The organism is Halobellus captivus (assembly GCF_003697845.1).
In the GTDB taxonomy this organism is placed as follows: domain Archaea; phylum Halobacteriota; class Halobacteria; order Halobacteriales; family Haloferacaceae; genus Halorubrum; species Halorubrum glutamatedens.
Window position 1 is genome coordinate 36,123 of record NZ_RDQE01000008.1, and the last position, 20,742, is coordinate 56,864.

Annotated in this window: 21 protein-coding genes and 1 pseudogene; 10 read left to right on the plus strand and 12 right to left on the minus strand. The window is 68.2% G+C overall.

Going from position 1 to position 20,742, the window contains the following annotated elements:
* Positions 1 to 24: 24 nt before the first annotated feature.
* From EAO78_RS17905 to EAO78_RS10440, 7 genes are read right to left on the minus strand one after another with little or no spacing between them, the layout of a single operon-like run.
* A complete protein-coding gene (locus EAO78_RS17905; protein WP_162498066.1) occupies positions 25 to 879 on the minus strand; it encodes a DUF7289 family protein in 855 nt (284 codons plus the stop codon).
* Complete coding sequence (locus tag EAO78_RS10415; RefSeq protein ID WP_238987665.1) at positions 876 to 1,451, minus strand: DUF7266 family protein; 576 nt, start codon at positions 1,449 to 1,451, stop codon at positions 876 to 878. The genes EAO78_RS17905 and EAO78_RS10415 overlap by 4 nt, the downstream gene beginning before the upstream one ends.
* On the minus strand, positions 1,444 to 2,427 hold the full coding sequence (locus EAO78_RS10420; protein ID WP_122105773.1) for a DUF7261 family protein: 984 nt from the start codon (positions 2,425 to 2,427) through the stop codon (positions 1,444 to 1,446). Before EAO78_RS10420 ends, EAO78_RS10415 begins: the two co-directional genes overlap by 8 nt.
* A complete protein-coding gene (locus EAO78_RS10425; protein ID WP_122105914.1) occupies positions 2,415 to 3,077 on the minus strand; it encodes a DUF7288 family protein in 663 nt (220 codons plus the stop codon). Before EAO78_RS10425 ends, EAO78_RS10420 begins: the two co-directional genes overlap by 13 nt.
* Positions 3,078 to 3,079: 2 nt before the next feature.
* The gene (locus EAO78_RS10430) at positions 3,080 to 3,691 is read right to left on the minus strand and encodes a DUF7287 family protein (RefSeq protein ID WP_122105774.1); all 612 of its coding nucleotides are present in this window, start codon (positions 3,689 to 3,691) and stop codon (positions 3,080 to 3,082) included.
* The gene (locus tag EAO78_RS10435; RefSeq protein ID WP_122105775.1) at positions 3,681 to 5,732 is read right to left on the minus strand and encodes a type II secretion system F family protein; all 2,052 of its coding nucleotides are present in this window, start codon (positions 5,730 to 5,732) and stop codon (positions 3,681 to 3,683) included. Before EAO78_RS10435 ends, EAO78_RS10430 begins: the two co-directional genes overlap by 11 nt.
* A 27-nt stretch (positions 5,733 to 5,759) precedes the next feature.
* On the minus strand, positions 5,760 to 9,266 hold the full coding sequence (locus tag EAO78_RS10440) for a type II/IV secretion system ATPase subunit (RefSeq protein WP_122105776.1): 3,507 nt from the start codon (positions 9,264 to 9,266) through the stop codon (positions 5,760 to 5,762).
* Between the two features lie 111 nt (positions 9,267 to 9,377).
* Here EAO78_RS10440 and EAO78_RS10445 point away from each other — a divergent pair, with 111 nt between their 5' ends.
* The 3 genes from EAO78_RS10445 to EAO78_RS10455 all read left to right on the plus strand — a co-directional run bounded on the left by EAO78_RS10445 (position 9,378) and on the right by EAO78_RS10455 (position 11,494).
* The gene (locus EAO78_RS10445; RefSeq protein WP_122105777.1) at positions 9,378 to 10,061 is read left to right on the plus strand and encodes a DUF1405 domain-containing protein; all 684 of its coding nucleotides are present in this window, start codon (positions 9,378 to 9,380) and stop codon (positions 10,059 to 10,061) included.
* Between the two features lie 184 nt (positions 10,062 to 10,245).
* Positions 10,246 to 10,686, plus strand: coding sequence for a MoaD/ThiS family protein (locus tag EAO78_RS10450; protein WP_122105778.1), 441 nt, complete (start codon positions 10,246 to 10,248; stop codon positions 10,684 to 10,686).
* Positions 10,687 to 10,816: 130 nt separating this feature from the next.
* Entirely contained in the window at positions 10,817 to 11,494 is a 678-nt protein-coding gene (locus EAO78_RS10455; protein WP_122105779.1) for a helix-turn-helix domain-containing protein, read from the plus strand.
* Between the two features lie 7 nt (positions 11,495 to 11,501).
* On the opposite strand, the gene EAO78_RS10460 is transcribed toward EAO78_RS10455, so the two are convergent.
* Positions 11,502 to 12,713 carry a multicopper oxidase domain-containing protein gene (locus EAO78_RS10460; RefSeq protein ID WP_122105780.1) on the minus strand — a complete coding sequence of 404 codons (1,212 nt, stop codon included), beginning with the start codon at positions 12,711 to 12,713 and terminating at the stop codon, positions 11,502 to 11,504.
* Between the two features lie 141 nt (positions 12,714 to 12,854).
* Here EAO78_RS10460 and EAO78_RS10465 point away from each other — a divergent pair.
* From EAO78_RS10465 to EAO78_RS10475, 3 genes and pseudogenes are all read left to right on the plus strand, one after another.
* Positions 12,855 to 14,351, plus strand: a pseudogene (locus tag EAO78_RS10465) (DUF790 family protein); the annotation flags it as partial.
* Positions 14,352 to 14,538: 187 nt separating this feature from the next.
* Entirely contained in the window at positions 14,539 to 15,072 is a 534-nt protein-coding gene (locus EAO78_RS10470; protein ID WP_122105782.1) for a DoxX family protein, read from the plus strand.
* A gap of 14 nt (positions 15,073 to 15,086) precedes the next feature.
* Positions 15,087 to 15,344, plus strand: coding sequence for a hypothetical protein (locus EAO78_RS10475; RefSeq protein ID WP_122105783.1), 258 nt, complete (start codon positions 15,087 to 15,089; stop codon positions 15,342 to 15,344).
* Positions 15,345 to 15,401: 57 nt separating this feature from the next.
* Here the strand turns inward: EAO78_RS10475 and EAO78_RS10480 are convergent, their stop codons facing one another.
* Together EAO78_RS10480 and EAO78_RS10485 are read right to left on the minus strand one after the other, a co-directional pair.
* Entirely contained in the window at positions 15,402 to 15,965 is a 564-nt protein-coding gene (locus EAO78_RS10480) for a DUF7122 family protein (protein ID WP_122105784.1), read from the minus strand.
* Positions 15,962 to 16,906 carry an RsmB/NOP family class I SAM-dependent RNA methyltransferase gene (locus EAO78_RS10485; RefSeq protein ID WP_122105785.1) on the minus strand — a complete coding sequence of 315 codons (945 nt, stop codon included), beginning with the start codon at positions 16,904 to 16,906 and terminating at the stop codon, positions 15,962 to 15,964. Before EAO78_RS10485 ends, EAO78_RS10480 begins: the two co-directional genes overlap by 4 nt.
* Positions 16,907 to 16,953: 47 nt before the next feature.
* On the opposite strand from EAO78_RS10485, the gene EAO78_RS17720 reads away from it, so the two are divergent.
* Both EAO78_RS17720 and EAO78_RS10490 read left to right on the plus strand, forming a co-directional pair.
* Positions 16,954 to 17,169, plus strand: a complete 216-nt coding sequence (locus tag EAO78_RS17720) for a hypothetical protein (RefSeq protein ID WP_136516505.1) — start codon at positions 16,954 to 16,956, stop codon at positions 17,167 to 17,169.
* Positions 17,136 to 17,876 carry a proteasome assembly chaperone family protein gene (locus EAO78_RS10490; RefSeq protein ID WP_122105786.1) on the plus strand — a complete coding sequence of 247 codons (741 nt, stop codon included), beginning with the start codon at positions 17,136 to 17,138 and terminating at the stop codon, positions 17,874 to 17,876. Before EAO78_RS17720 ends, EAO78_RS10490 begins: the two co-directional genes overlap by 34 nt.
* A 5-nt stretch (positions 17,877 to 17,881) precedes the next feature.
* Here EAO78_RS10490 and EAO78_RS10495 read toward each other — a convergent pair whose 3' ends face one another.
* Both EAO78_RS10495 and EAO78_RS10500 read right to left on the minus strand, forming a co-directional pair.
* Positions 17,882 to 19,225, minus strand: coding sequence for an isochorismate synthase (locus EAO78_RS10495; protein ID WP_122105787.1), 1,344 nt, complete (start codon positions 19,223 to 19,225; stop codon positions 17,882 to 17,884).
* A 78-nt stretch (positions 19,226 to 19,303) separates the two neighbouring features.
* Complete coding sequence (locus tag EAO78_RS10500; protein WP_122105788.1) at positions 19,304 to 19,939, minus strand: molybdopterin-dependent oxidoreductase; 636 nt, start codon at positions 19,937 to 19,939, stop codon at positions 19,304 to 19,306.
* A gap of 209 nt (positions 19,940 to 20,148) precedes the next feature.
* Here EAO78_RS10500 and EAO78_RS10505 point away from each other — a divergent pair, with 209 nt between their 5' ends.
* On the plus strand, positions 20,149 to 20,364 hold the full coding sequence (locus EAO78_RS10505) for a ribbon-helix-helix domain-containing protein (RefSeq protein WP_066415053.1): 216 nt from the start codon (positions 20,149 to 20,151) through the stop codon (positions 20,362 to 20,364).
* A gap of 94 nt (positions 20,365 to 20,458) precedes the next feature.
* Positions 20,459 to 20,737, plus strand: a complete 279-nt coding sequence (locus tag EAO78_RS10510) for a UPF0058 family protein (RefSeq protein WP_122105789.1) — start codon at positions 20,459 to 20,461, stop codon at positions 20,735 to 20,737.
* Positions 20,738 to 20,742 lie beyond the last annotated feature (5 nt).

A 20,742-nucleotide genomic window follows, 5' to 3' on the forward strand; every position in this document is an offset into this window, starting at 1 on the left:
CCGGCCGACTCCTCTCTCAACCGTTCATCGACGGTACGACACGTTCACGACGATCACCCGCACGTACACCGCCTCGTCGCGGTCGACCGTCGCGACTACTTCGTTCTCGTCTGCCGACACGTTGCTGAATACCTCCTCGGTGTCGTCCAGGTACCGTTCCCACGCGTCGGCCCGCGGCGATTCGATCCGGATCCGGATCCGGATTTCGCCGATCTCGTCGATCTCGTCGATTTCGTCCGGATCAATGCCGTCCTCCGGGTACTCGAATCGCTTCACTTCGCCCACGGAGGCGGATATCTGTACCGTCCCGTCGCCGGTCGCCGTCTCCGGGCCGTCGCCGGGTCGGGTCCGCACGATGGGGATAACCGTCCGGTTCGGTTCGCCTTCGGCCGAGACGAACCGGGGTTCCGAACGGAACAGCGTCGTGTCCCCGTCCGTCCGGAACCGCGCGCCCATGTCGTAGCCGATCGTCGTCTCCCCGCGAGTGTACGTCACCGCGCTGGAGTTCACCTCGGTTACGTTCTCGCTGATACGCGTCCCGTTGTCGTCGACTTGCTCGATCGTGACATTCGTTTTCGACGACAGCGAGAGCTCGCCGCCGCTGAGTCGGACTTCGGTCGCGCGGCTCGGGTCACCGTACCGTTCGAGGTCCCGGAGGTTGTCGTCGAGGACGTCGAACGCCCGCTCGACGTTCTCGACGCGTTCGGCGTCCCGCCGGTCCTCGATCCCACCCATTCCGATGGCGAACACCGATGTGATAGTCGCCGTGACCAGCGCGAACACGAGTACGTACCCGACCACGTCGCTGACGCCCCGGTCATCGAGGATGGACAGCCACCCACGGATCTTGCTTGGCCCAGTATAGCGGTCTGGACTCACCGCTCCGTCACCTCCAGAGTACCGTCACTCGGGTCGGTTTCGTTGGCGACGTACGTGATCCGGACCGGACCACCTCGGAGCGTCGTGTTCTCGACCGTCGTGTCCGACCGGTACGGAATCCGAAGGATCACGTCAGGTCGGGTCGTTCGGAGGATCACCTCAGAATCCGGGTCATCCACGATCTCGACGGTGTAAGGTATTCCCGCCACCCGCCCCGGAAGGTCGACGTCGACGGTGGCGGTCGCGTTCGCGTCGTCGAGATCGATATCGGGGTCGGTCCGCCCCGCCTCCGCGAGCCTGGCGAGTCGGTCCGCACCCTCGAGTTCGGCCGCGAGCTTCTCGCCGACGACCGTCAAGTCGCCGCGGACCGCACGGTCGGTCTGGGAGTCGACCACGCCGCCGACGCCGATGACGACCCCCGAGAGTAACACGGCCCCGATCGCGAGCGTCAACACGTAGCCGACGGTCGTGCTCACCGCCCGGTCGTCGCCACGGAGCGATCCGTTCGGATCGCTCGGATCGTCCGGATCGTTCGGCCCGCTCGGATCGGCGAGTTCGTTCGAGTTACGCACGCGGCTCACCCGGGGCGACCCGGACCGTCGTCTCGAACCGGAAGTTCGCCGTTCGGTAGCGGAGGTCGATCGTCGCGTCGTAGACGGCGGGGGAGACGCCCGCGTGGTCGGCGTCGACGTCCGTCCCCGTCGGTCGCGGCCTGACCGTCGCGGTCGCGGTTCCCTCGGCCGCGTCCGCGTTCCCGAAGTCGATCGTGTACGTGGCGGACGGGGCGAAAAGCGCCGAGGGCCAGACGCCGAAACAGGGCGTATCGTCGAGGCGTTCGTCGGTGAGGTCGACAGTCACCTCCCCGTCAGTTCCGGGATCGATCTCACAGCGAACCGTCGGATCGCCGCCGCCGGTCGCGTTCGCCACGATCACGCGATCGGTCGTCGTGTTCCGATAGACGTACACTTCCTGGCTCTCCGAGAGATCGGAGCCGTTGAACGCGACGTGAAACGCCTCGTCGGTCGCGTTCGATCTGGTAGTATTCGCGAGTGATTCGAGTTCGATCTCGAGGGTGAACCGTCTCGTCCGGTCGACGCCGCCCGCGAACGTGTATGTGGTCGCGTTCGTTGCGTTCGCCAGCTTCGTGGCGTTGCCGTCGGTTGTGACGTACTTCCCCCGCGTGATCCGTGACTCGTTGGTGGTGAGGTGGACCACCCCGCCACGTTCCGCGTAGCTCCGCGCCATCCGTTGGTCGAGTGCTTCGACCCCTTTGACGACGGTTTCGTTCGGGGCCGGTCCTGCCCGGTTCGTCGCGTCGATCAGTTCCCCGACCCCCCCGACCGCGGTCGCCCTGACGTCCGCCGCCTCACGGTCGGCCCCTTCGACGCCGCGCGTGGCGAGGTTCTCGCTGTAGATGGTGGCGTTCAACAGGACGACGAGCGCCACGAGCGAGACCGCCATCACGAGTCCGGCGACGACCAACATCTGCCCACGGTCGGCCTCACGGAACCGTCGGCCGTCCGGGCGATGGGGGATCACATCCGCCATACGACGATGCGCACCTCCAGATGATTGTAGATCGGGCCGTCGTCGACGGGCGGAGCGTAGAACCCCTTATCGGAGTCAGAGTCGGGCGGGACTTCGGCGAGCGTCTCGTTTTCGGAGGCGGTCAGCGTAGTGTCGTTCGACACGGTGATCGTTCGGCTCGCCATCACGGCGTTGTCGCTCGGCGTTCCCATGTACACCATCTGCTGTCGTTTCATCGGCGTCTCGTCGTACGACGCCGGGTCGACGTGATAGCGGACGTGGACGTTGAACGCGATCCGCCGATCGAGGAACGTTCGATCGAGGGCGTCCCCGAAGGCGTTCGGCGGTCCGCCGGCCGCGTAGTAGTCGCGATCCTCGCTCCCCGAATTGAACCCGAGAGAGTCGGTAGTGGCGTTTCCGGGATGCCAGTCGAGGACGGCTTCGCGGAGGTCTCCGTTGGCGGCGCTCGTCTCGAGAAGGTCGGTCGCGGCCGCCCGCTGTTGGTTCTCGACGTGCTGGTTCGACGTGCTGGCGGACAAAGGCGTCACGGCCGTCGCCTGGAGCGCGAAGGTGAGACCCGCGACGAGCAACATCGCCGCCACGAACGCCTCCAGCGTGTGCGCCTGTCCGCGGTCGTCGGGGCCGATCGGGACGGAACGGGGGTGAGACATCGTCACCACACCCGCACCGTCAGCCGGTACTGGGCCCCGTTCAGCGAGACGATCCGGCGGGAGACGGTGACGTCGTCGACGGCGGACCCGGGATCGGCGGTCGACCGATGGAGGCTGACGTTCTCGACGGTTCCGGCCCGCGTCTCGACGTCGAGTCCGTCGGCGCCTTCCGTCGGCGCGGTCTCGTTGAGGTCGTGGACGACGATCTGGACGTCGTCGTCGGTCCCGAACAGCACGGCGAGGTCGGTGTCGGCGTCGAACGGGCAGCCGGTGTCGTTCGCGAACGGTGCGTCAGGTGCGAAGAACGCGACGGTACACGCCGGCGAGAGGACGCCCGGTCGGGTCGGCGCGTGGACCGCGGTGGCCTCGCCGGAGACGTTCGTGGAAGCGCCGAGCAGGTCGAGGGTCCCGTCGGCGATCCGGTCCGAAACGAGCGGCGAGGCGGTATCGGCGACGGCGAACGGCTCGAAGAGCGTCGGAACGAACGCGATCACGAACGCGAGCGTCACCAGGAACACGCCGGCACCGACCGCGAAGTCGATCTGGGTCTGGCCGCGGTCGTCCCGGCGGCCCCCGTCGGCGACTGTGCTCCCGTCGGGCCTCTCACCCGACATAGATCCACACCCCCAGCGCGAGCGTCATCAGGGCGACGGCGAACTTCACTCCGGAGAGGAGCTCCGCGTTCCGGATGTATCCGGCGATGAACCCCGAGAGCACGGCCTGGATCGTCACCGCGTGGAAGAACAGCATCGAGAGGGTGTCGGGATCGACGCCGCCGCCGCCGAACCCGCCCCCGCCGCCGGCGACGGCCCCGGCACCGCCGGAGGCTCCCTCCGCACCCTGTGCGAGCCCGCCCATCACGTCGATGAACTGCGTCTGGAGGATGGCCATCACGCCGAGCAGCGTGACGTACGTCATGATGATGATCGCCACCTGCATCCGGGTCCGCGACCGCCGCTCCCGCTCGATGTCGTCCTGGTTCTCGGAGGCCTGTGCCGCGGTGGTCAACACGTCCGTGATCTGTGAGGAGGCCTCCTGTGCCTCGGCGATCAGCTTCACCGTCCGCGCGAGCCGCGGGACCGCGTACTTGTTGTTGAACTCGACGAGCGCGTCGCGCAGGCTCATCCCGTAGTTCACCTTGGCGTGGATCACCTCGAACTCCTCCGCGAGCGTTCCCGAGGAGGTGTCCGCGACGGTCCGGACGGACTCGAGGAGCGTCTGTCCCGTGTCGTTGGCCGACGACAGCTTCCGGAGGTTCTCCGAGAGCTTCCCCGTGACCGACCGCTTGGCGCGCTGGTCCCACTCGTAGAACGTCGCGAGCGGGATCAGCGTCAGGTACGCCGGGACGTATACCCAGAGGAACGCCGACCAGACCGGGGCACCGACCCAGCCGTCGAAGGTCGTCGGGGCCGCCTCCGCCCCGAGCGCGATCGCCAGGAGCGCCAGCGTGGCCGGGACGGTCAACGCGAGGGTGTAAAGCGGGTTGTCCCGGAGGAAGTGGTGGGGTGCCGCGAGGATCTGCTTGGTCTTGTGGGTCCCCTCGCGGTCGCGGATCCGGTCGAAGACGCTACCGCGGCCGACGAACGCCTCGATCAGCCCGAAGTGGAGCAGTCCCTCGCGGCTCGTCTGTCGGAGCCGGTCGCTGCCGCCGTCCGGCCGGAGGAAGCCGTCGCCCGGCTCGTCCTGTTTCACGGTCGAGACCAGCACGAGAAAACCGATCCCGGTCAACGGGATGAGGACGTACACCGTCGCGTACAGCAGTCGATCGTCGGACTCGCCCATCATCCCCATGATCACGAGGATGATGATGAGAAGCAACGGGAAGAGCGAGAGCGTCATGTACATCTCCCCGAACAGCTCCAGCGTCTCGAGGGTCATCTCGCGCTCCTGTTTGGACGTCCGGAGGTGTTTCTCCTTTTTGTCCTTCAGGAACGGCTCCATCTCGCCGCCGGAGTTGACGATCGAGAGCATGTCGGCGAGGAACTGTGACAGTTCCTCGGAGGGCGTCTCCATCGACTGTTTTCGAAGCGCGTTCCGGTAGTCGGTCCCGAAGTACTCCGTCTCGTTGATGATGCTCTGGAACTCCCGTGACACCTCCCCGTAGGTGTCCTCAGCGGTCGCCATCGCCCGCAGGATCTCGAGCTGGTTGAGCCCGCCGACCGACAGCGCGTACATGAATGAGACGGAGTCGGCGAGCAGCATGTTGATCTCCCGCTCCCGGCTCGCCGACCGCGAGTACGGAACCGCGAGCAGTCCGCCGAAGCCCGTGGCGAACCCGATCGATCCGAAGACGCCGCCGCTGACGAGGACCGCCGTCGGGACCACGAGCGACCGCATCAGCTCCCGAGTGCCCGGGTTGGGTGCGGGGATCCCGAGCGACAGCGCCTCCGGCGAGAGCGCTCCGAGCGCGAACACGCCGTACCCCAGAAGCGTTCCGACGACGGCGAGGGCGACGCCCACCAGCACGCCCACGCCGAGCGCCCGCGAGACGTACATCTCGACGGGGTCGGGCATCCGCGCCTCCGCGAGTTTGCGCTCGACGTCGCCGACGAGGTCGCCGTCCGGATCGAAGAGCAGGCCGAAGACCGGATAGAAGAGCTGTCCGAGGAGGTCGCCGTCGACCGAATCGGCTCCGACGCCTGCGTCGAGGCTCATCGATGCCCTCGGCGGGATCTCACGGCGCTATCCCCCCTCCTCGGCCGGCTCGACGGCCTCGAATCCCCACCCGTCGTCGACGGGCTCGGCATCGTCGTCGGCCGCGTCTCCCTCGTCCTCGCCTTCATCCTCGGTCGCGTCCTCCTCGTCCTCGACGTTATGGTCGGCCATGCCTTCCTCGTCCGAACCCTCATCCTCTACCACGGCTCTCCCGTCCTCACCCTCATCGTGAGTCGCCTCCTCGCCGTTTCGCCCGCCCACTTCCCCGTCGCCGGCTTCTCGCGCGTCGCTCTCCTCCCGCGTGGACTCGTTTTCGTCCCACTCGCGATCGATCGCCTCCGTCGGAGGATTCTCGGACGACCCGACGTCTCCGAGGAGGCCGTCCGTCTCGGTTTCCGGGTCAGACACGGGTCCGACCACGTCGATCCCGTCGTCGAAGGATCGTCCGAAGTCGATCCCGCCGCTGGCATCTGCGTTCGACCCCTCCCGGTCCACCGTGAAACCGTCACTGGGGCCGTCCACGCGGTCGTCACCCCCGGCCGACGGCTCGGCTGCGTCCGCCTCGAACTCGGCTGCATTCGCCTCGAACGCGGCCGCGTCCTCCGCTATCTCCGCGAGGACCTCACGCTCGTCGTCGGGGTGGGCCTCGACGCCGGGGGCGGGGTCGACCGCGAGCAGCGCGCCGGCGACCGAGTCGGGGACCGAGCCGCGGTAGGTCTCGAACACCTCCTCGGCGTCCGCGAGGATCGCCGCCGCCTCCTCGCGACCCGCCTCGTCGGGGTCCGGTCGCGGGACCATCGCCTCCTTGTCGCGGTCGACGTCGATCAGGACCGACTCCATCTCCCGGAGGTCCTCCAGGGACCGCTCCAGTTCGTCGTTGGCCATCAGCGCGAGGACCGTCTCCGGGTCGTTGATGAACGCCTGGAACGTCGCGGCCACCTGCGCGTAGCTGTTGAGCCCGCGGTCGATGAGGTACGCCAACACGATCCGGCGCTTTCGGAGCTCGTCGTCCAGCGTCGCCCGGCTCCATCCGCGGTCGAACATGATCTCCTCGAGGACGTTCGAGTCGCCCATCCGGAGGAACTCGTCGGTCTCGGCCTGCCACTGGAAGACGTCTTGGACGTTGATCTCGTCGTTCTCGGCGTCGTAGTGGTTGATCTCGGTGATCGACTTGTTCCGGCGGACCTTCCGCCCCTGGACCCGCGTCGACGTCTGGATGGAGACCAGATCGAGGGCGGTGAACATCGTCTTCGAGACGTTGATCGGGTCGGTGGTGAAGCGCTTGAGCACCTCGCCGACGGAGTCGGCGTGGAACGTGGTGTAGGTGGTGTGGCCCGTCGACATCACCTGGAACGCGGTCCGGCCCTCCTCCCCGCGGATCTCGCCCATCACGATGTAGTCCGGGCGCTGGCGGAGCGCGGCCTCGAGCAGGTCGAACTCGTCGACGTCTCCCTTGTCGTCGTCCGAGAAGGAGGGCCGCGTCACCGACGCGATCCAGTTGCGCTGGGGCAGCTCGACCTCGCGGGTGTCCTCGATAGAGACGATCTTCGCGTTCGAGGGGATGAAGAGCGACACCGCGTTCAGGCTCGTCGTCTTCCCGGAGGCGGTCCCGCCGGCGAAGATCAGGTTCTTGTTGTTCTCGATACAGAGCCAGAGGAACGCCATCTGGTCGAGCGAGAACGTCTTCCAGTTGATCAGGTCGATCGGCGTGAACGGGATGTCGTTGAACTGCCGGATGGTGTAGTTGGTTCCGTGGTCCGAGACCTCCCGGCCGAGCGTGAGCTGTGCCCGCGAACCGTCGGGGAGGGTCGCGTCCACCTGCGGACGGCGCTTCGAGATCCCCTTGCCGGACCGCTGGGCGAGCTTCACCACGAAGTCGTCGAGCTCGTCCGTGCCGTGGTAGACGTTGGTGATGATCTGCTCGTAGTCGGCGTGGTAGACGAAGACCGGCGACTCGTACCCGTCACAGGAGATGTCCTCCACGTTGATGTCGTGTTTGATCGGGTCGATCCGCTCGTACCCGATGAAGTCGCGTTTGAGGTAGTACAACAGCTTCTCCACCTGATACGCCGAGAGGGTCCGTGCGTCGTCCTCGAGTATCGCCGGCTCCGGACGCACGCTGATCCTTACGGGAGCGTCCCCGTCGCTCGCGGGGTCCCCGTCGTCCGCCGGACGGTATCCGATCGCCTCGGCGAGTCGGCCCGGGAGACCCTCGGTCGGGTCGATCCCGAGCCGGTCGAAGTCGATCCCGAACCGGTCGAGTCGGTCGAGGAGGTCCGTCACGAACTCGTCGGCTCCTCCCGTCTCCTCGTAGAGGCCGTATCGGTCGAGCAGCGCTCTGGTCTCCTCGGCGATGACGTCCTCGCGGAACGCCTCGTCGCCGCCCGCGATTGACTCGTCCGCGTACTTGATCGAGGTGCGGAGCTTTCCCGTGAGGAACTCGGTCAGGTCCGTCTCGATCCGCGTCAGGTACGGCTGGACCGCGTAGTACTTCCGCTCGTTCTCCTTCGTCGAGCGGAACACGATCACGAACGCGTACGGCTCGTTCACCCAGTAGCGCTCCTCCTCGCGGAAGTGGGTCTTCTTCGGCATCGGGACCGCCTTCTCGAGGTCGTAGCGGTTCACGAGGGTGGTCGACCCGTCCGCCGTCGAGAAGAACGCGTCCTCGTCGATCTCGGGGTCGACGTCGACCGTCCGCTCGTCGACCAGCTCGGCGAGGTCCTCGGCCGCGTCCCCGCCCGAGGAGAGCGCCTCGTCGATCCGGTCCGGATCGAACCCCAGCGCGTCGGCCTTGTCCCGCTGGGTAAACGACAGCGGCTCGCCCTCCTCGTCCGTGGGCGGGTTCCCCTCCTCGTCGTAGAAGTACTCGTCGGCGTAGTCGTCCCAGGTGTAGTACCCCTTGAGCACCGGTACTTCGTAGAGGTTATACCGGGCGTGACACCGGTCCCACAGGAGATCGCCGACCGCGACCGCCCCCCGGACCCGATCGTCCGTCTCCGTCGGGTCGAAGCCGAGGAACTCCGTCGGGTCGAACGCGACGCGCTCCCAGTCGAGCTCGGTCGGCGGGCCGGCCGGCGCGGGTTCGACGTCCGTTCCCGAGACGACGACGGAGCCCGGGACGCCGTTCGTGTCATCCACCTCGTCGGAGCCGCCGTAGCCGTCGTCGAAGACGGCTCGACCGTCGACGACCACGTCGCGGTCCCCGACGACGAGCGCCCCCTTCTCGGGGGTGCCGTGACCGTCGACGGCGGTCGAGCCGTCCGCCAGGAAGGGCTCCACGACGCCGACCGCACGGACGACGGGCCCGTCGAATCCGTCGAACCTCCCCTTGATCGCGCTCGCCGGCACCGAGGGGACGTTGGGGACCCACTCGTACAGCACGGACGCGACGTCGTCCCTACCTCGTCCCACGAGGAAGTCGTGCCAGGTGTACCGGCCGACCCTGGCGACGTCGGCGGACGGAGGCGTCGCTCCCGCCCTCCCGTCGTCGTCCTCCGGGGGAACTGGCGAACGCTCCGTGCCGCCTCCGTTCATGAGTCGGAACACTCCTCGCCCGTTGAAAAAGGTGTCTGGCAAATACCCGTGATTGATAACCACGGTGTCGGGAGCGTGAGGTTTTAGCCGTCTCACCGCTCACACGGGGACGTGACTCGTCTCCGTCGGCTCCGCGATCCGACGGTTCGTCGGCGAGTTCGTGACGCGGTCGCCGGGGAGCTGCTCGGGGACGCTCGCAGCCTCGGCGTCGTGTTCGGACTGACGGCGTTCATGTTCCTCATCGGCGTCGACTACTACGCCGGCACTCTCGGGGAGGTTCCGACGGTCCTGTGGCCGCTGTACGCCGACTCCGCGGTGGCGGTCGCGCTCGGTACCCTCTCGCTCGCGACGCTGCTGCCGACCGTCGGCTCCGGGGATCCGGTGACTGAGACCCCGACGAACCGTCCGCTCGCGTACCTCCACACCGTCTCGTTCGTCTGGCTCGTCCAGTTCGGACTCTGGCCGGTCGTCTCGCTCAACCTCGCGTTCCGGTCGTACGTGACCGCGCCCGACGCGTGGATCTACTACTGGGGGGTGTTGGGGACGCACCTGTGTTTCGTCGGGCTCGCGCTCTCGTTCCCGGCGTTCGGGCGGACCACCCGCGGGGCGCTGGGGCTCGCCGCCGTGCTCGGCGTCGCGAACGTCGTCGTCGACTACTGGGCCGGCTACCATCCGCCGCTTCTGTACGAACCCGGCGGCGGGTTGGCGCTCGCCACGCTCGGGATCGCCGGAGCGTCGGTGTGGCTCGCCGGTCGGTCCTTCCGGCGGCTGGACGCCGGTCCCGACGAGGGCTGATCGGCCGCAGTGGGAGCCCATCGATCCGTGGGGAGGTGAGAGCGATCGATCCGGGAGGATCGGCGTGAAACACGCGTACGATCTCCACGAACCTCCCCTCAGATCGCCTCGAGCCACACCGGTGGCCAGGGAGGCGAACGTGTTCGGGTCGTCGTTTACCCGGATGGCGAACGCATCCTCCGGCATGAGCACGACCGCCGAGGAACGCCCGGACGAACGGGTGACCGAGGACGACGCCGCGACCGCCGAGGAGCCGCCGGAGACGACCGTGACGGTCAGGTGTACCGGCCACGTTCGCACGGAACTGGACGGGACCTACGAGTTCGAGTACACCTTCGCGGGGGACACGCTCCGGGACTTCCTCGACGCGCTCTTCGAGGACTATCCGGAGCTCCAGGACCTGCTCATCGCGGAGACCGAGGCGGACGCCACCCACAGCGGCTGGGCCCCGACGCCCGAGGAGCTTCCCGGGACGTGGACGAAGAACCCGGTGGGCGAACAGACGATCGCGTACGCCCGGATCCTCGTCAACGGCCGGTTCAACGAGAACGAACGCGGGTTCGACACCGAACTGGAGGCGGGCGACCGGGTCGCGCTCGTCTACCCGTTCATGTTCTGCTGTTGAGTCGGTCCGGACCTCCGACGCTCCGTTGGACACGCCCGTACGTCGACACGGTCGGACACGTTTATACGCCGACGGCTCCGACCGTCGGTCGTTCGACCGCCCGCGACGCCGGGCGGCTCGGGTGATCACCATGGCACAGATACGCCTCCTCGTCGACCTCCCGGACGGCCCGTGGATAGCCGACGTCTCCCGGGAGTTTCCCGACGCCGTCTTCCGCGTGTTGACCGCGACGCCCGGGGACGAGGCGGGGTTCGCGCTCGTCCGGATCACGACCGACGAGGTCGAGGACGTGCTCGCCGCGATGGAGGCCCACTCCGGGCTCGCCGAGACGTCGGTGATGACGCGCTCGGCCGACGAGACGACGGTCCAGATCGAGGCGACCTCCCCGCTCCTCCTCCTCGCCGCTCAGGGTGCCGGCGTCCCGATCGAGATGCCCGTCGAGATAACGAACGGGATCGCCACGCTCGACGCGACCGGCGCGCACGACCGCCTCTCGACGTTCGGCGACCATCTCGCCGGAATGGGGCTGTCCTACGAGGTCGAGTTCGTCCAACAGCGCGTGAATCCGAGCCAGCTGCTCACCGACAACCAGTTGGAACTCCTCCTGATCGCCGTCGAGGCCGGCTACTACGACGTCCCCCGCGAGAGCACGCTCACCGAGGTCGCCGAGGCGGCCGGGATCGCGAAATCGACGTGTAGCGAGACGATCCAGCGCGTCGAGCGGACGATCGTCCGCGAGTTCGTCGAGGACCTCCCGACCGTGAGCGGCGAGCTGAAACGGAGGCTGACGGGCGAGGGAGCGGACTGACCCGCGGTCAGTTACCCTCGTACCCGGCCATCTCCATCACCGAGGCGAACTGCTCCGTGTCCGTGACGCTCTCGTAGACCATCCCGCCGATCATGCCGCCGGGGTAGGTGTCGCCGTTCATCGCGTGGTTCACCTTGTGACAGTGGAGCGCGTAGACGCCGGGGTCGGCGTCGGCGGTGAACTCGATCGTCTTCCGCTCCGCGGGCGCGATGGGGATCACGTCCTCGCGGTGCCGGGCGGACTCGGGGATCACGCCGCCGTCCTTCTCGACGACGGTGAAGCCGTGGTTGTGGGTGTGCATCGCGTGCGACTCGTAGCCGGCGTTGACGAAATGGACCCGTACCGTATCGCCCTCCTCGACGATGAGGGGAGATCCCTGCTCGGGGTGGAAGGTGTACGGCGCACAGCGACCGTTCACGGTGAAGACATCGGGGTTTCGATTCCGGTGACTGAAGTCGACGTCGCCGCCCGCGGTCGACGCCGACAGCCGGCTGTCCCAGTCCTTGATCGTCATGAACGCCTCCTTGTCCGGGGCCTCGTACCCTTCGGGGTCGACGCGGAGGATCCCGAACATCCCCATGTCGAGGTGGTTCTGCGTCTGATAGTGGCAGTGGTAGAGGTGCGTTCCCGGCTGGTTCGCGCTGATCTCGTAGGTGTACTCCTCGCCCGGCGCGACCTGCCGTCCCGTCGTTGTCGGGACCCCGTCGTCCATCCAGTCCTTGGAGAGCCCGTGGACGTGGAACGTGTGCGGCCGGTTGTGCTCGGTGTTGTCGTAGGTGATCTCCAGGTCGGTCCCCTCCGTGACCCGGAGCAACGGTCCGGGGACGCTCGGGTCGGTGTCCGGCGTCTCCCACGCCCAGACCTCCGGGAGCTCCCACGGGCCACCGCGTGCGTCGTCTCCGAGCAACTGGTGACGGCACGCCCGCGTGGACATCGTGATCGCGCCGTCCGTCTCGTCGAGGTCGATCGTCGTCCGTGGTGCCGTGTAGGGATGGTCCGTCTCGACCGCCGTCGAGTCGCTCCCGGACCACTCGCTCCGCTCGGCCTGCTCGACCGGCTCCGACGCACCTCCCTCGTCCGTGGTCGCCGCGCTCGCCGTGCTGGCGTCCGACCGCGGAGCCCCACACCCCGCGATCGCCGCGGTTCCGAGGGCTGCCCCCACTGAGAGGAAGCCGCGTCTGGAAGCCATGCGCCGACCGGTGGCGTCGTCGTCGTTCATCACGAATCGGCCTCGGCCCCGCTTTCGGTTAAGGGGCGATCGGAATCTCGAGGTTCGGAAACACGTCCGAACACGTTCGGGTCTACTCCCGTCCGCATCGTCTCCGTCGGGTATTAACGCCCCCGTCGCCTACGACGTCGCGTGTTACGGAAGGACCTCCTGCGCGTCTCCCGGGCCGGCGGCGGCTACCGACCCGAGTTCGTCGACCGGGAGCACCGCCCGCTCGCCGCGAAGGTCCTCGGAACGTTCGCGGACGGCGTCGGCGACCGACGGGAGGTCCTGACGGACGCGCTCGACGCGCTGGAGGCCGGATCGGACGACTTCAAGCTCGTCCGGGGGCTCGCGGCGCTGGTCGAGCGCGAGTGTACCTTCGAGACGCGTGCGACCGTCCCGCCGCCGCGGGTCCGTCGTGCCGCCTTCGAGGCGGCCGAGGCCGTCGGGGTCGCCGGCGAAAGCGACCGCGACCGGGCGGTCGGCCGCGCGGCCGACCGCCTCGGCGTCGAGTCCGAAACGGTCGACGCCGACCTGTACGCCGACCGCGACGTCAACGAGGTGCTCGTCGACGCCGACGTCCGTTTCGCCCCCGACACCCTGCTCGAACAGTATAACCTCTCGCTCGCCCAGACCGCGCTGTTCGACGCCACGGAGGTCCGAGTCCGGTCCGTCGACCCAAAGGCGCTCGTGAGCGTGGTCAAGCGGCTGCGGCTGATGTACGAGCTCCGACGGACCGACGACGGGCGGGAGCTCGTCGTCACCGGCCCCGACGCGCTCTTCCGGCGAACCCGGCGCTATGGAACCGCGTTCGCCCGGCTCCTCCGGACCGCCGCGGGCACCGCCGAGTGGCGGTTCGAGGCGACGATCGACGACCGGGGCACCGAACGGACGATGACGCTCTCCGAGGCCGACGTGACCGTCCCCGGCGTCGAGCCCGTCGTCGAGCCGGAGTTCGACAGCGGCGTCGAGGCCGACTTCGCCGGACGGTTCCGCGGGCTCGACCTCGACTGGACGCTGGTTCGGGAGCCCGATCCCCTCGCGACCGGAACGCGGGTGATGATCCCCGACTTCGCGTTCGAGTACGACCACGCGGACTTCCGGCTCTACTTCGAGGTGATGGGATTCTGGACGCCGGAGTACGTCGCAAAGAAGCTCGACCAGCTCGCGGGCGTCGAGGACGTGGACCTGCTCGTCGCCGCCGACGAGAGCCTCGGCGTCGGCGAGGAGATCGCCGCGCGCGACCACCGCGTGCTCACCTACACGGGAACCGTCCGGGTTAAGGACGTCGTCGACGTCCTCCGCGAGTACGAGGCCGACCTCGTCGCCGAGGCGAGTGCGGGGCTCCCGGACTCGTTCGCGCCCGACGACGACGTCATCCGGATCGACGCGCTGGCGGATCGCCACGGCGTGAGCGAGTCGGCGATCGAGGACGGCCCGTTCCCCGACCACGAGCTCGTTGGACGGACGCTGGTTCGGCCGGCCGTCCTCGAGCGGCTCCGCGGCGAGATCGAGCCGGGGATGTCGCTGTCGGCGGTCGAGGAACGCCTCGACGCGTACGGGATCGACGACGCGAGCGCGACGCTCTCGGCGCTGGGTTACCGCGTCGCATGGGAGGGACTGGGTGGCGGCACCGTCCGTCGGAAGGCCGAGAACGAAACCGACGACGATGGCGGTGACGACGACGGTGACGATGACGATCACGACGGTCGCGGGGATGACAACGCCTGAAACCCGTCGAACGGAGCCATGCTCCGGAATTGGCGTTCCTGCATGGTGGTAATCCAGAAATAAATATATGTAGCTGGTGGTCGCAGTGTAATCTGGGATACATATGGTTACAGACATCCGAACGCGGTTGCTCGGCCAGGACGTGTCGTTCCCGGTCGACGAGTCGCGACTGGCCTACTGGCTGGTCGTGATGCGGCTGATCGTCGGCTGGTGGTTCCTCCATGCGGGACTGGACAAGTTCCTTGCGTGGCCCTTCGACGCGAGTTGGTTCGTCGGCGGCGCGGCCGCACAGACGACGCTGGGACCGATACTCGTCCTGTTCTCCGACGGGATCCTGCTCTCGTTCACCAACGTGATGGTGCCGCTCGGGCAGACGCTGATCGGGCTCGGGCTGATCGTCGGCGCGATGACCAGACTCGCCGCCTTCTTCGGCGCGTTCCTCATGACGTTCTTCTACTTCGTCAACGGCGAGACGGGCGGCTGGTCACACGGCGTGATCACCGGCGACCTGCTCGGGCTGTTGATCTTCGCGATGATCGCGACGCTCGGGGCCGGCCGCGTGCTCGGGATCGACGCCTACCTCGCCCGGACGGACCTCGTGAGGGACCACCCGCGGCTGCGGCACTTCATCGGCTAACGGAGGAACCAGACATGACTCAACTCACCACGGCGGAACGGATCGCGTTGTACGGCGGCGGCGGCCTGCTCCTGATCGGAACGCTCGGGATCGGGCTGCTCGAGATACTCGCGGGGGCACCGCATCCGGTGTCGGGGGAGGGCCAGATCGTCCACGAGACGCTGGTCCCGCTCACGGTCCGGTCGTCGATCATGCTCCTCGGCCTGCTGCTCTGGGGGGCGTACGCGGCCACCAGCGTGGCCCGCGAACCGCCTACCGACACGTCGGTCTGATCGGGACGGTCGCCCCGGTCGAGCACCCGCCTTTTCCGTATGTACGCCGCCTCCGACTCATCGATCGACGACCGGCAGGTCCGCACGGCTCCCCTTCGGCACCACGGAGCGCAGCTCGTCGTAGAGGTAGAGACCGACGCCGATCGGGGCGGTCCCGCCCGCGATCCGGTGGGCCACGATCAGGTAGCCCCAGTCGCCGTCCCAGTCGGGGAGGTCCTGATCCTCGCCGGCCGCGAACCGGCTCGCACGCTCGGGGTCGAGTTCGACGACGTTCCGGGTCGCGTGCCCGCCGAACCGCTGGACTGCACGGGTCGTCGGCTTCCAGTGTTCCTGGCGGGTCCGGAGGAACGTCATGCCGATCGCCTCCACCCGGCTCGGGTCGTCCGCCTCCCCGTTGAAGACCCACACCTTCCCGGCCCCCTTCTCCCAGAAGCTGTATCCGTCGAGGAAGTCGCGGCCGATCCCGAACCGCTCCTCCCACCAGTCGAGGACCTCCTCGCGGCTGGCGCGTCCCGCGACCTCGCGGTCCGCGGGGGTGGCCGGGAGCCGGTCGAACCGCTGGCCGTCGTTGGCGGGTTCGTGGTCGGCGTCGGGCTCGAGGTCGTGGTCGGGATCGCTCATCGCGCCACCTCCGTTTCGCCGGCGTGGTCGTCCGGCCCCCCGACGCGCAGCTTCGCACAGAAGAACCCCCCCGTGTCGTTGTGGTGGGGGTAGACCCGGCGGGCGCGAGTCACGCTCTCGTCGTACTCCTCTCCCTCCCACTCGGTCACGCCGGGCGCGGTCTCGAGGGGGAGGTCGAACGGGACGACCTCGCACGCCTCGTTGGCGAGGGCGTGGTCGAGGACCGCCTCGTTCTCCTCGGGCGCGAAGGTACAGGTCGAGTAGACCACGGTTCCGCCGGCGCGGGTCGCCTGGATCGCCCGCGTCAGGATCCCCTTCTGGATCCCGGCGACGCCGTGGACGTGGTCGAGGGTCCACTCGTCGAGCACGTCGGGGTTCTTCCGACAGGTCCCCTCACACGAACAGGGGGCGTCGACCAGCGCGCGGTCGAACTCGTCGAACGCGAGCGGCTTCGTCGAGAAGTTTCGCGCGTCCTGGTTCGTGACGATCGCGTTCGTCACGCCGAGGCGCTCGGCGTTGTGTCTGAGCGCCGAGAGCCGGCCGAGGTTGTTGTCGTTGGCGACGACCGTCCCCGTGTCGTCCATCGCGTCGGCGATCTGGGTCGTCTTGCTGCCCGGGGCCGCACAGGCGTCCCAGACGCGTTCGCCGGGCTGCGGGTCGAGCGCCAGCGCCGGGAGCACGGAGACCTCCTCCTGGCCGTGCGTCCAGCCGTGGAGATGTGGCCAGTTCCCGCCGGGGTTCCCGTCCGGCAGCCGGAACAGGCCGTCGTGCCAGTCGACCGGGTCGTATGCGACGCCCGCCTCGTCGAACGCGTCGCGGACGCGGACGGGCGAGGCCTTGATCCGGTTCGTGCGGACGACCGAGGGGAGGGGTCGGTCGCAGGCCGCCCGGAACGCGTCGACGTCGTCGACGAGCGTCTCGTACCGGTCGAGCGGGTTCATGCGCGCTCTTTCGTGTCGGTCGGTTAGTCGGTTTCGGGACACGATCGATGGTCTGCAGTCGGCAGTCGGCGGTCTCCCGGCCGGACGTGGTCGCGATCGGGAACGCCGGCGACCTCGCCGCCTCCTCCCGCCCTGCGGGGCGCGAGGAGGCGCGCCACGGCCCGATCCATCGACAGTCCGATCCGTCCACGGCCCTACCTTTAGGTCCGCCGCCGTCGTACGCCCGCGTATGGCCCGAATATCCGTTCTCGACGGCGACGTGACGCTCGAGGAGCCGACGCTCGTGGAGGGGTTCCCGGGCGTCGGGCTCGTCGGCAAGATCGCGACCGATCACATGATCGACGCGCACGAGATGACCCACTACGCCAACGTCCACTGCGACGGGCTCCCGCCGGTGGCCGTCTATCGGGAGGACGACCCGGCGGTGACGACGCCGGTTCGGCTCTACGCCGATCCCGACCGCGACCTGGTCGCCCTTCGCAGCGACGTGCCGGTTCACCCGAACGCGGCGGCTGAGGTCGCCGGCTGTCTCGACTCCTGGTTCGACGATACCGGTACGTTCCCGGTGTTCCTCTCGGGACTCGGCCGGGAGAAGGACGAGGAGCCGCCCGAGCTGTACGGGATCGCGACGGGGGAGGGCGGCGAGGCGCTGTCGCGCGCGGAGCTGTCGAGCCCGCCCGAGGCCGGCCTCGTCTCCGGCCCGACCGGCGCGATGCTCGCCGAGGCGTTGGAGCGCGGTCGCGACGCGGTCGGCCTCGTCGTCGAGTCGGACCCGCAGTTCCCCGACCCGGAGGCCGCACGGCGGCTCATCCTCGACGGGATCGATCCGATCGCGGGCACGGAGACGCCGACGGACGGCCTCGTGGACCAGGCGACGGAGATCCGGGACGCGAAGCAGAAGCTCGCCGAGCGGATGCAACAGGCCACGGAGGAGAGCTCGCAGGCGGAGCCGCTGAAGATGTTCCAGTAGCCCGATCAGTCCTCGCCGTCCGCCTCCAGCTCGTCGAGGATCGGCCGGTACTTGAGCTGGATCTCGTCCCACTCGCGGTCGGGGTCGGAGTCGCCGACGAGGCCGACGCCGGCGAAGAGCGTGGCTCGAGTGGGCGTCGCGACCGCGGAACGGATCGCGACCGCGAACGCGCCGTTGCCGGCGGCGTCGATCCAGCCGACCGGGGCCGCGTACCAGCCGCGATCGAACGGCTCGGTCTCGTGGATCGTCTCCAGGGCTTGGTCCGGGGGGAGCCCGCCCACCGCCGGGGTCGGGTGGAGCGCCTCGACCAGCTCGAGCACGTGTCGATCCGCGTCCAACTCGGCCGTGATCGGGGTGTGGAGGTGCTGTACCGTCGCGAGCCGGCGGACGCGACGGTCGCCGGCCGAGACGGACGCGGCGTACGGCTCCAACTGGTCGCGCACGGTCTCGGCGACGAGCTCGTGTTCGTGGACGTTCTTGGCGTCGGCGAGCAGCTCCTCGGCGAGCCACTCGTCCTCCGCCGGCGTCTCTCCCCGACCGGTCGTCCCGGCGAGCGCGTCCGTCTCGACGGTCCGCCCGCGAAGCGAGACGAGTCGCTCGGGCGTCGCGCCGAAGAAGACGCTCCCGCCGTCGTCGGGTTCGAAACAGTAGCGGTGACAGTCGGGGTACTTCCCGGCGAGGCGCTCGAGGGTCGCCGCGCGCGGGAACTCCCGCTCGAGGTCCGCCTCGAGCGCCTGCGCGAGCACGACCTTGCGGAGTTCGCCGTCGCCGATCCGGTCGAGCGCGGCGGTGACGCTCCCGCGCCAGGCGTCCCGACTCGTCGTCCGTCGCTGCTCGCGGATCCCGGGCCGCGCGGGACGGGGGCCGGCGACCGAGCGTCCCGCCAGCCGCTCGGTCTCGTGTTCCAATCGTCGTTCGACCGCCTCCGGCGACGCGTCCGACCCGGCGTCCGTGGCCGTGAGCCAGGTCCCGTTGTCGGCGAAGGTGACCTGGACGCGGGGCAGGACGAACCGCGCCTCCGGAAACGGCTTCCAGGGATCGCCGGCACAGGCCCCCTCGTGGAAGGCGAACCCGCCGAACACGCGCGGCCTGGCCGCCTCCGTTCCGGCGTGGACGTCGCCGGAGTCGAACAGCTCGTCGGTCGCCCGACGGACGGCGGCGAATCGGTCGGCCCCGCTCGCGGTTAGCGTCGCGGCCGCGCCGCCCGCCACCACGACCGCGTCGTCGGGGGCGCTCCAGACCGTCCTGGGCGTCGGGAGCGCGTCGAACGCCGCGGCGAACGCGGGCGGGTCGATCGCGGTCGTGCGGCTGACCAGCGTCGGCGACGACGTCGAACGCGCCGGTTCCATTGAAAAGGATTCGGGACCGGAGGCTCTTAAGCGTGTCAACTCATCCGACCGGCACGGACGACCGGCGCCGTCCGCGAGCTAGCTGTACCGCTCCTCGTTCCACGGGTTCGCCGTGTCGCTGTAGCCGCGCTTCTCCCAGTACCCGAGCTCCCGATCCGTCAGGAACTCGACGCCGGAGACCCACTTCGCGCCCTTGTAGGCGTACTTGTGGGGCGTGACGACGCGGAGCGGACCGCCGTGGTCGGACGGGAGGTCCTCGCCGTCGTAGCCGTAGGCGAAGAGGACGCCCTCGCGGGTACACTCCTCGAGCGGGAGGTCGGTCGTGTAGCCGTCGAGGGCGTGGAACATCACGTGCTCGGCGTCGTCGTGAACGCCCGCGTGCTCCGCGATCTCGGCGAACTCGACGCCGGTGAACGCACAGTCGAGCTTACTCCAGCCGGTGACACAGTGGAAGTCCTGTCGCTGGGTGACGGCGGGGAAGTCCCTGAACTCCTCGAGCGACAACGAGAGTCGGTCGTCGACGGCCCCCCAGACCTCGAAGGCGTCGTCGGGCCCCCACGATGGCGTACCGCTCTTCGAGAGCACCGGAAACCGGTCCGTCTCACGCTGTCCCGGGGGAAGCCGGTCGTCGCCGTATTCGTGGTATAGCCCGGTGAGATCCTCGATCTCCCCGGTTTCGGGATCCTCGATCCCGTCCGTCCGTGTCTCGGTCATACCGGTGATACGACCTCGGGGAACGTATGGGTACCGTTCGGACGCGTATGGGTACGTCTCGGCCGCCGCGAACGAGTGTTTTGGAGAACCGCGTACTGAGGATATCAAATTCGAAAGTATTGTTTCGAAAGCAAATAGATCGAGTTTCGAATCACCCGACACCCGACGCTACATTTATATACACTATCCTGTTAGACGCGGCCAAGAGAATGCCACGGGTGAAGATAACCGTCCCGGAACACCTGGAGATGCAGATCACGCAGATGGTAGAGCAGGGCGAGTTCCTCAACCGCGAGGAAGCCGTCGAGGAGCTCCTCTCGACCGGGATCAAGGCGTACAAGACGAGCGGACCCATGGAGGACGACGACTCCGGCGGGTTCGAGGACGAGGGAATGATGGGCCACGAAGACGAGTACGTCTTCTGAACGACGGCCGGGACGTGACCCGTCCGTTTCGTGGTCGATCCGTGCGTCTCATCCTCAACAACGCTTAAACCGGCTCCGACCCGTATTTGGGTCCATGCACAAGGACGAACTGCTCGAGCTTCACGAACAGATGGTGACGATCATGGAACACTTCCGGGAGCAGGAGACGGTCGACGCGGGACTGTTCGACCCGTACGACGAGCTCGAGGTCGACCCCTCACACGTCCACAAATCCAAAAGTGAGCACAAACACGCCGTGTTCGTGCTCGGGAATGCGTTGGCGAACGCGATGAGCGAGGACGAGTTCTCGCCCGCCGGCCGGGTCGGCAAGCGGATGAAGGAGCTCGCCGACGACGCCGAAAACAAGATCTGAGGCCG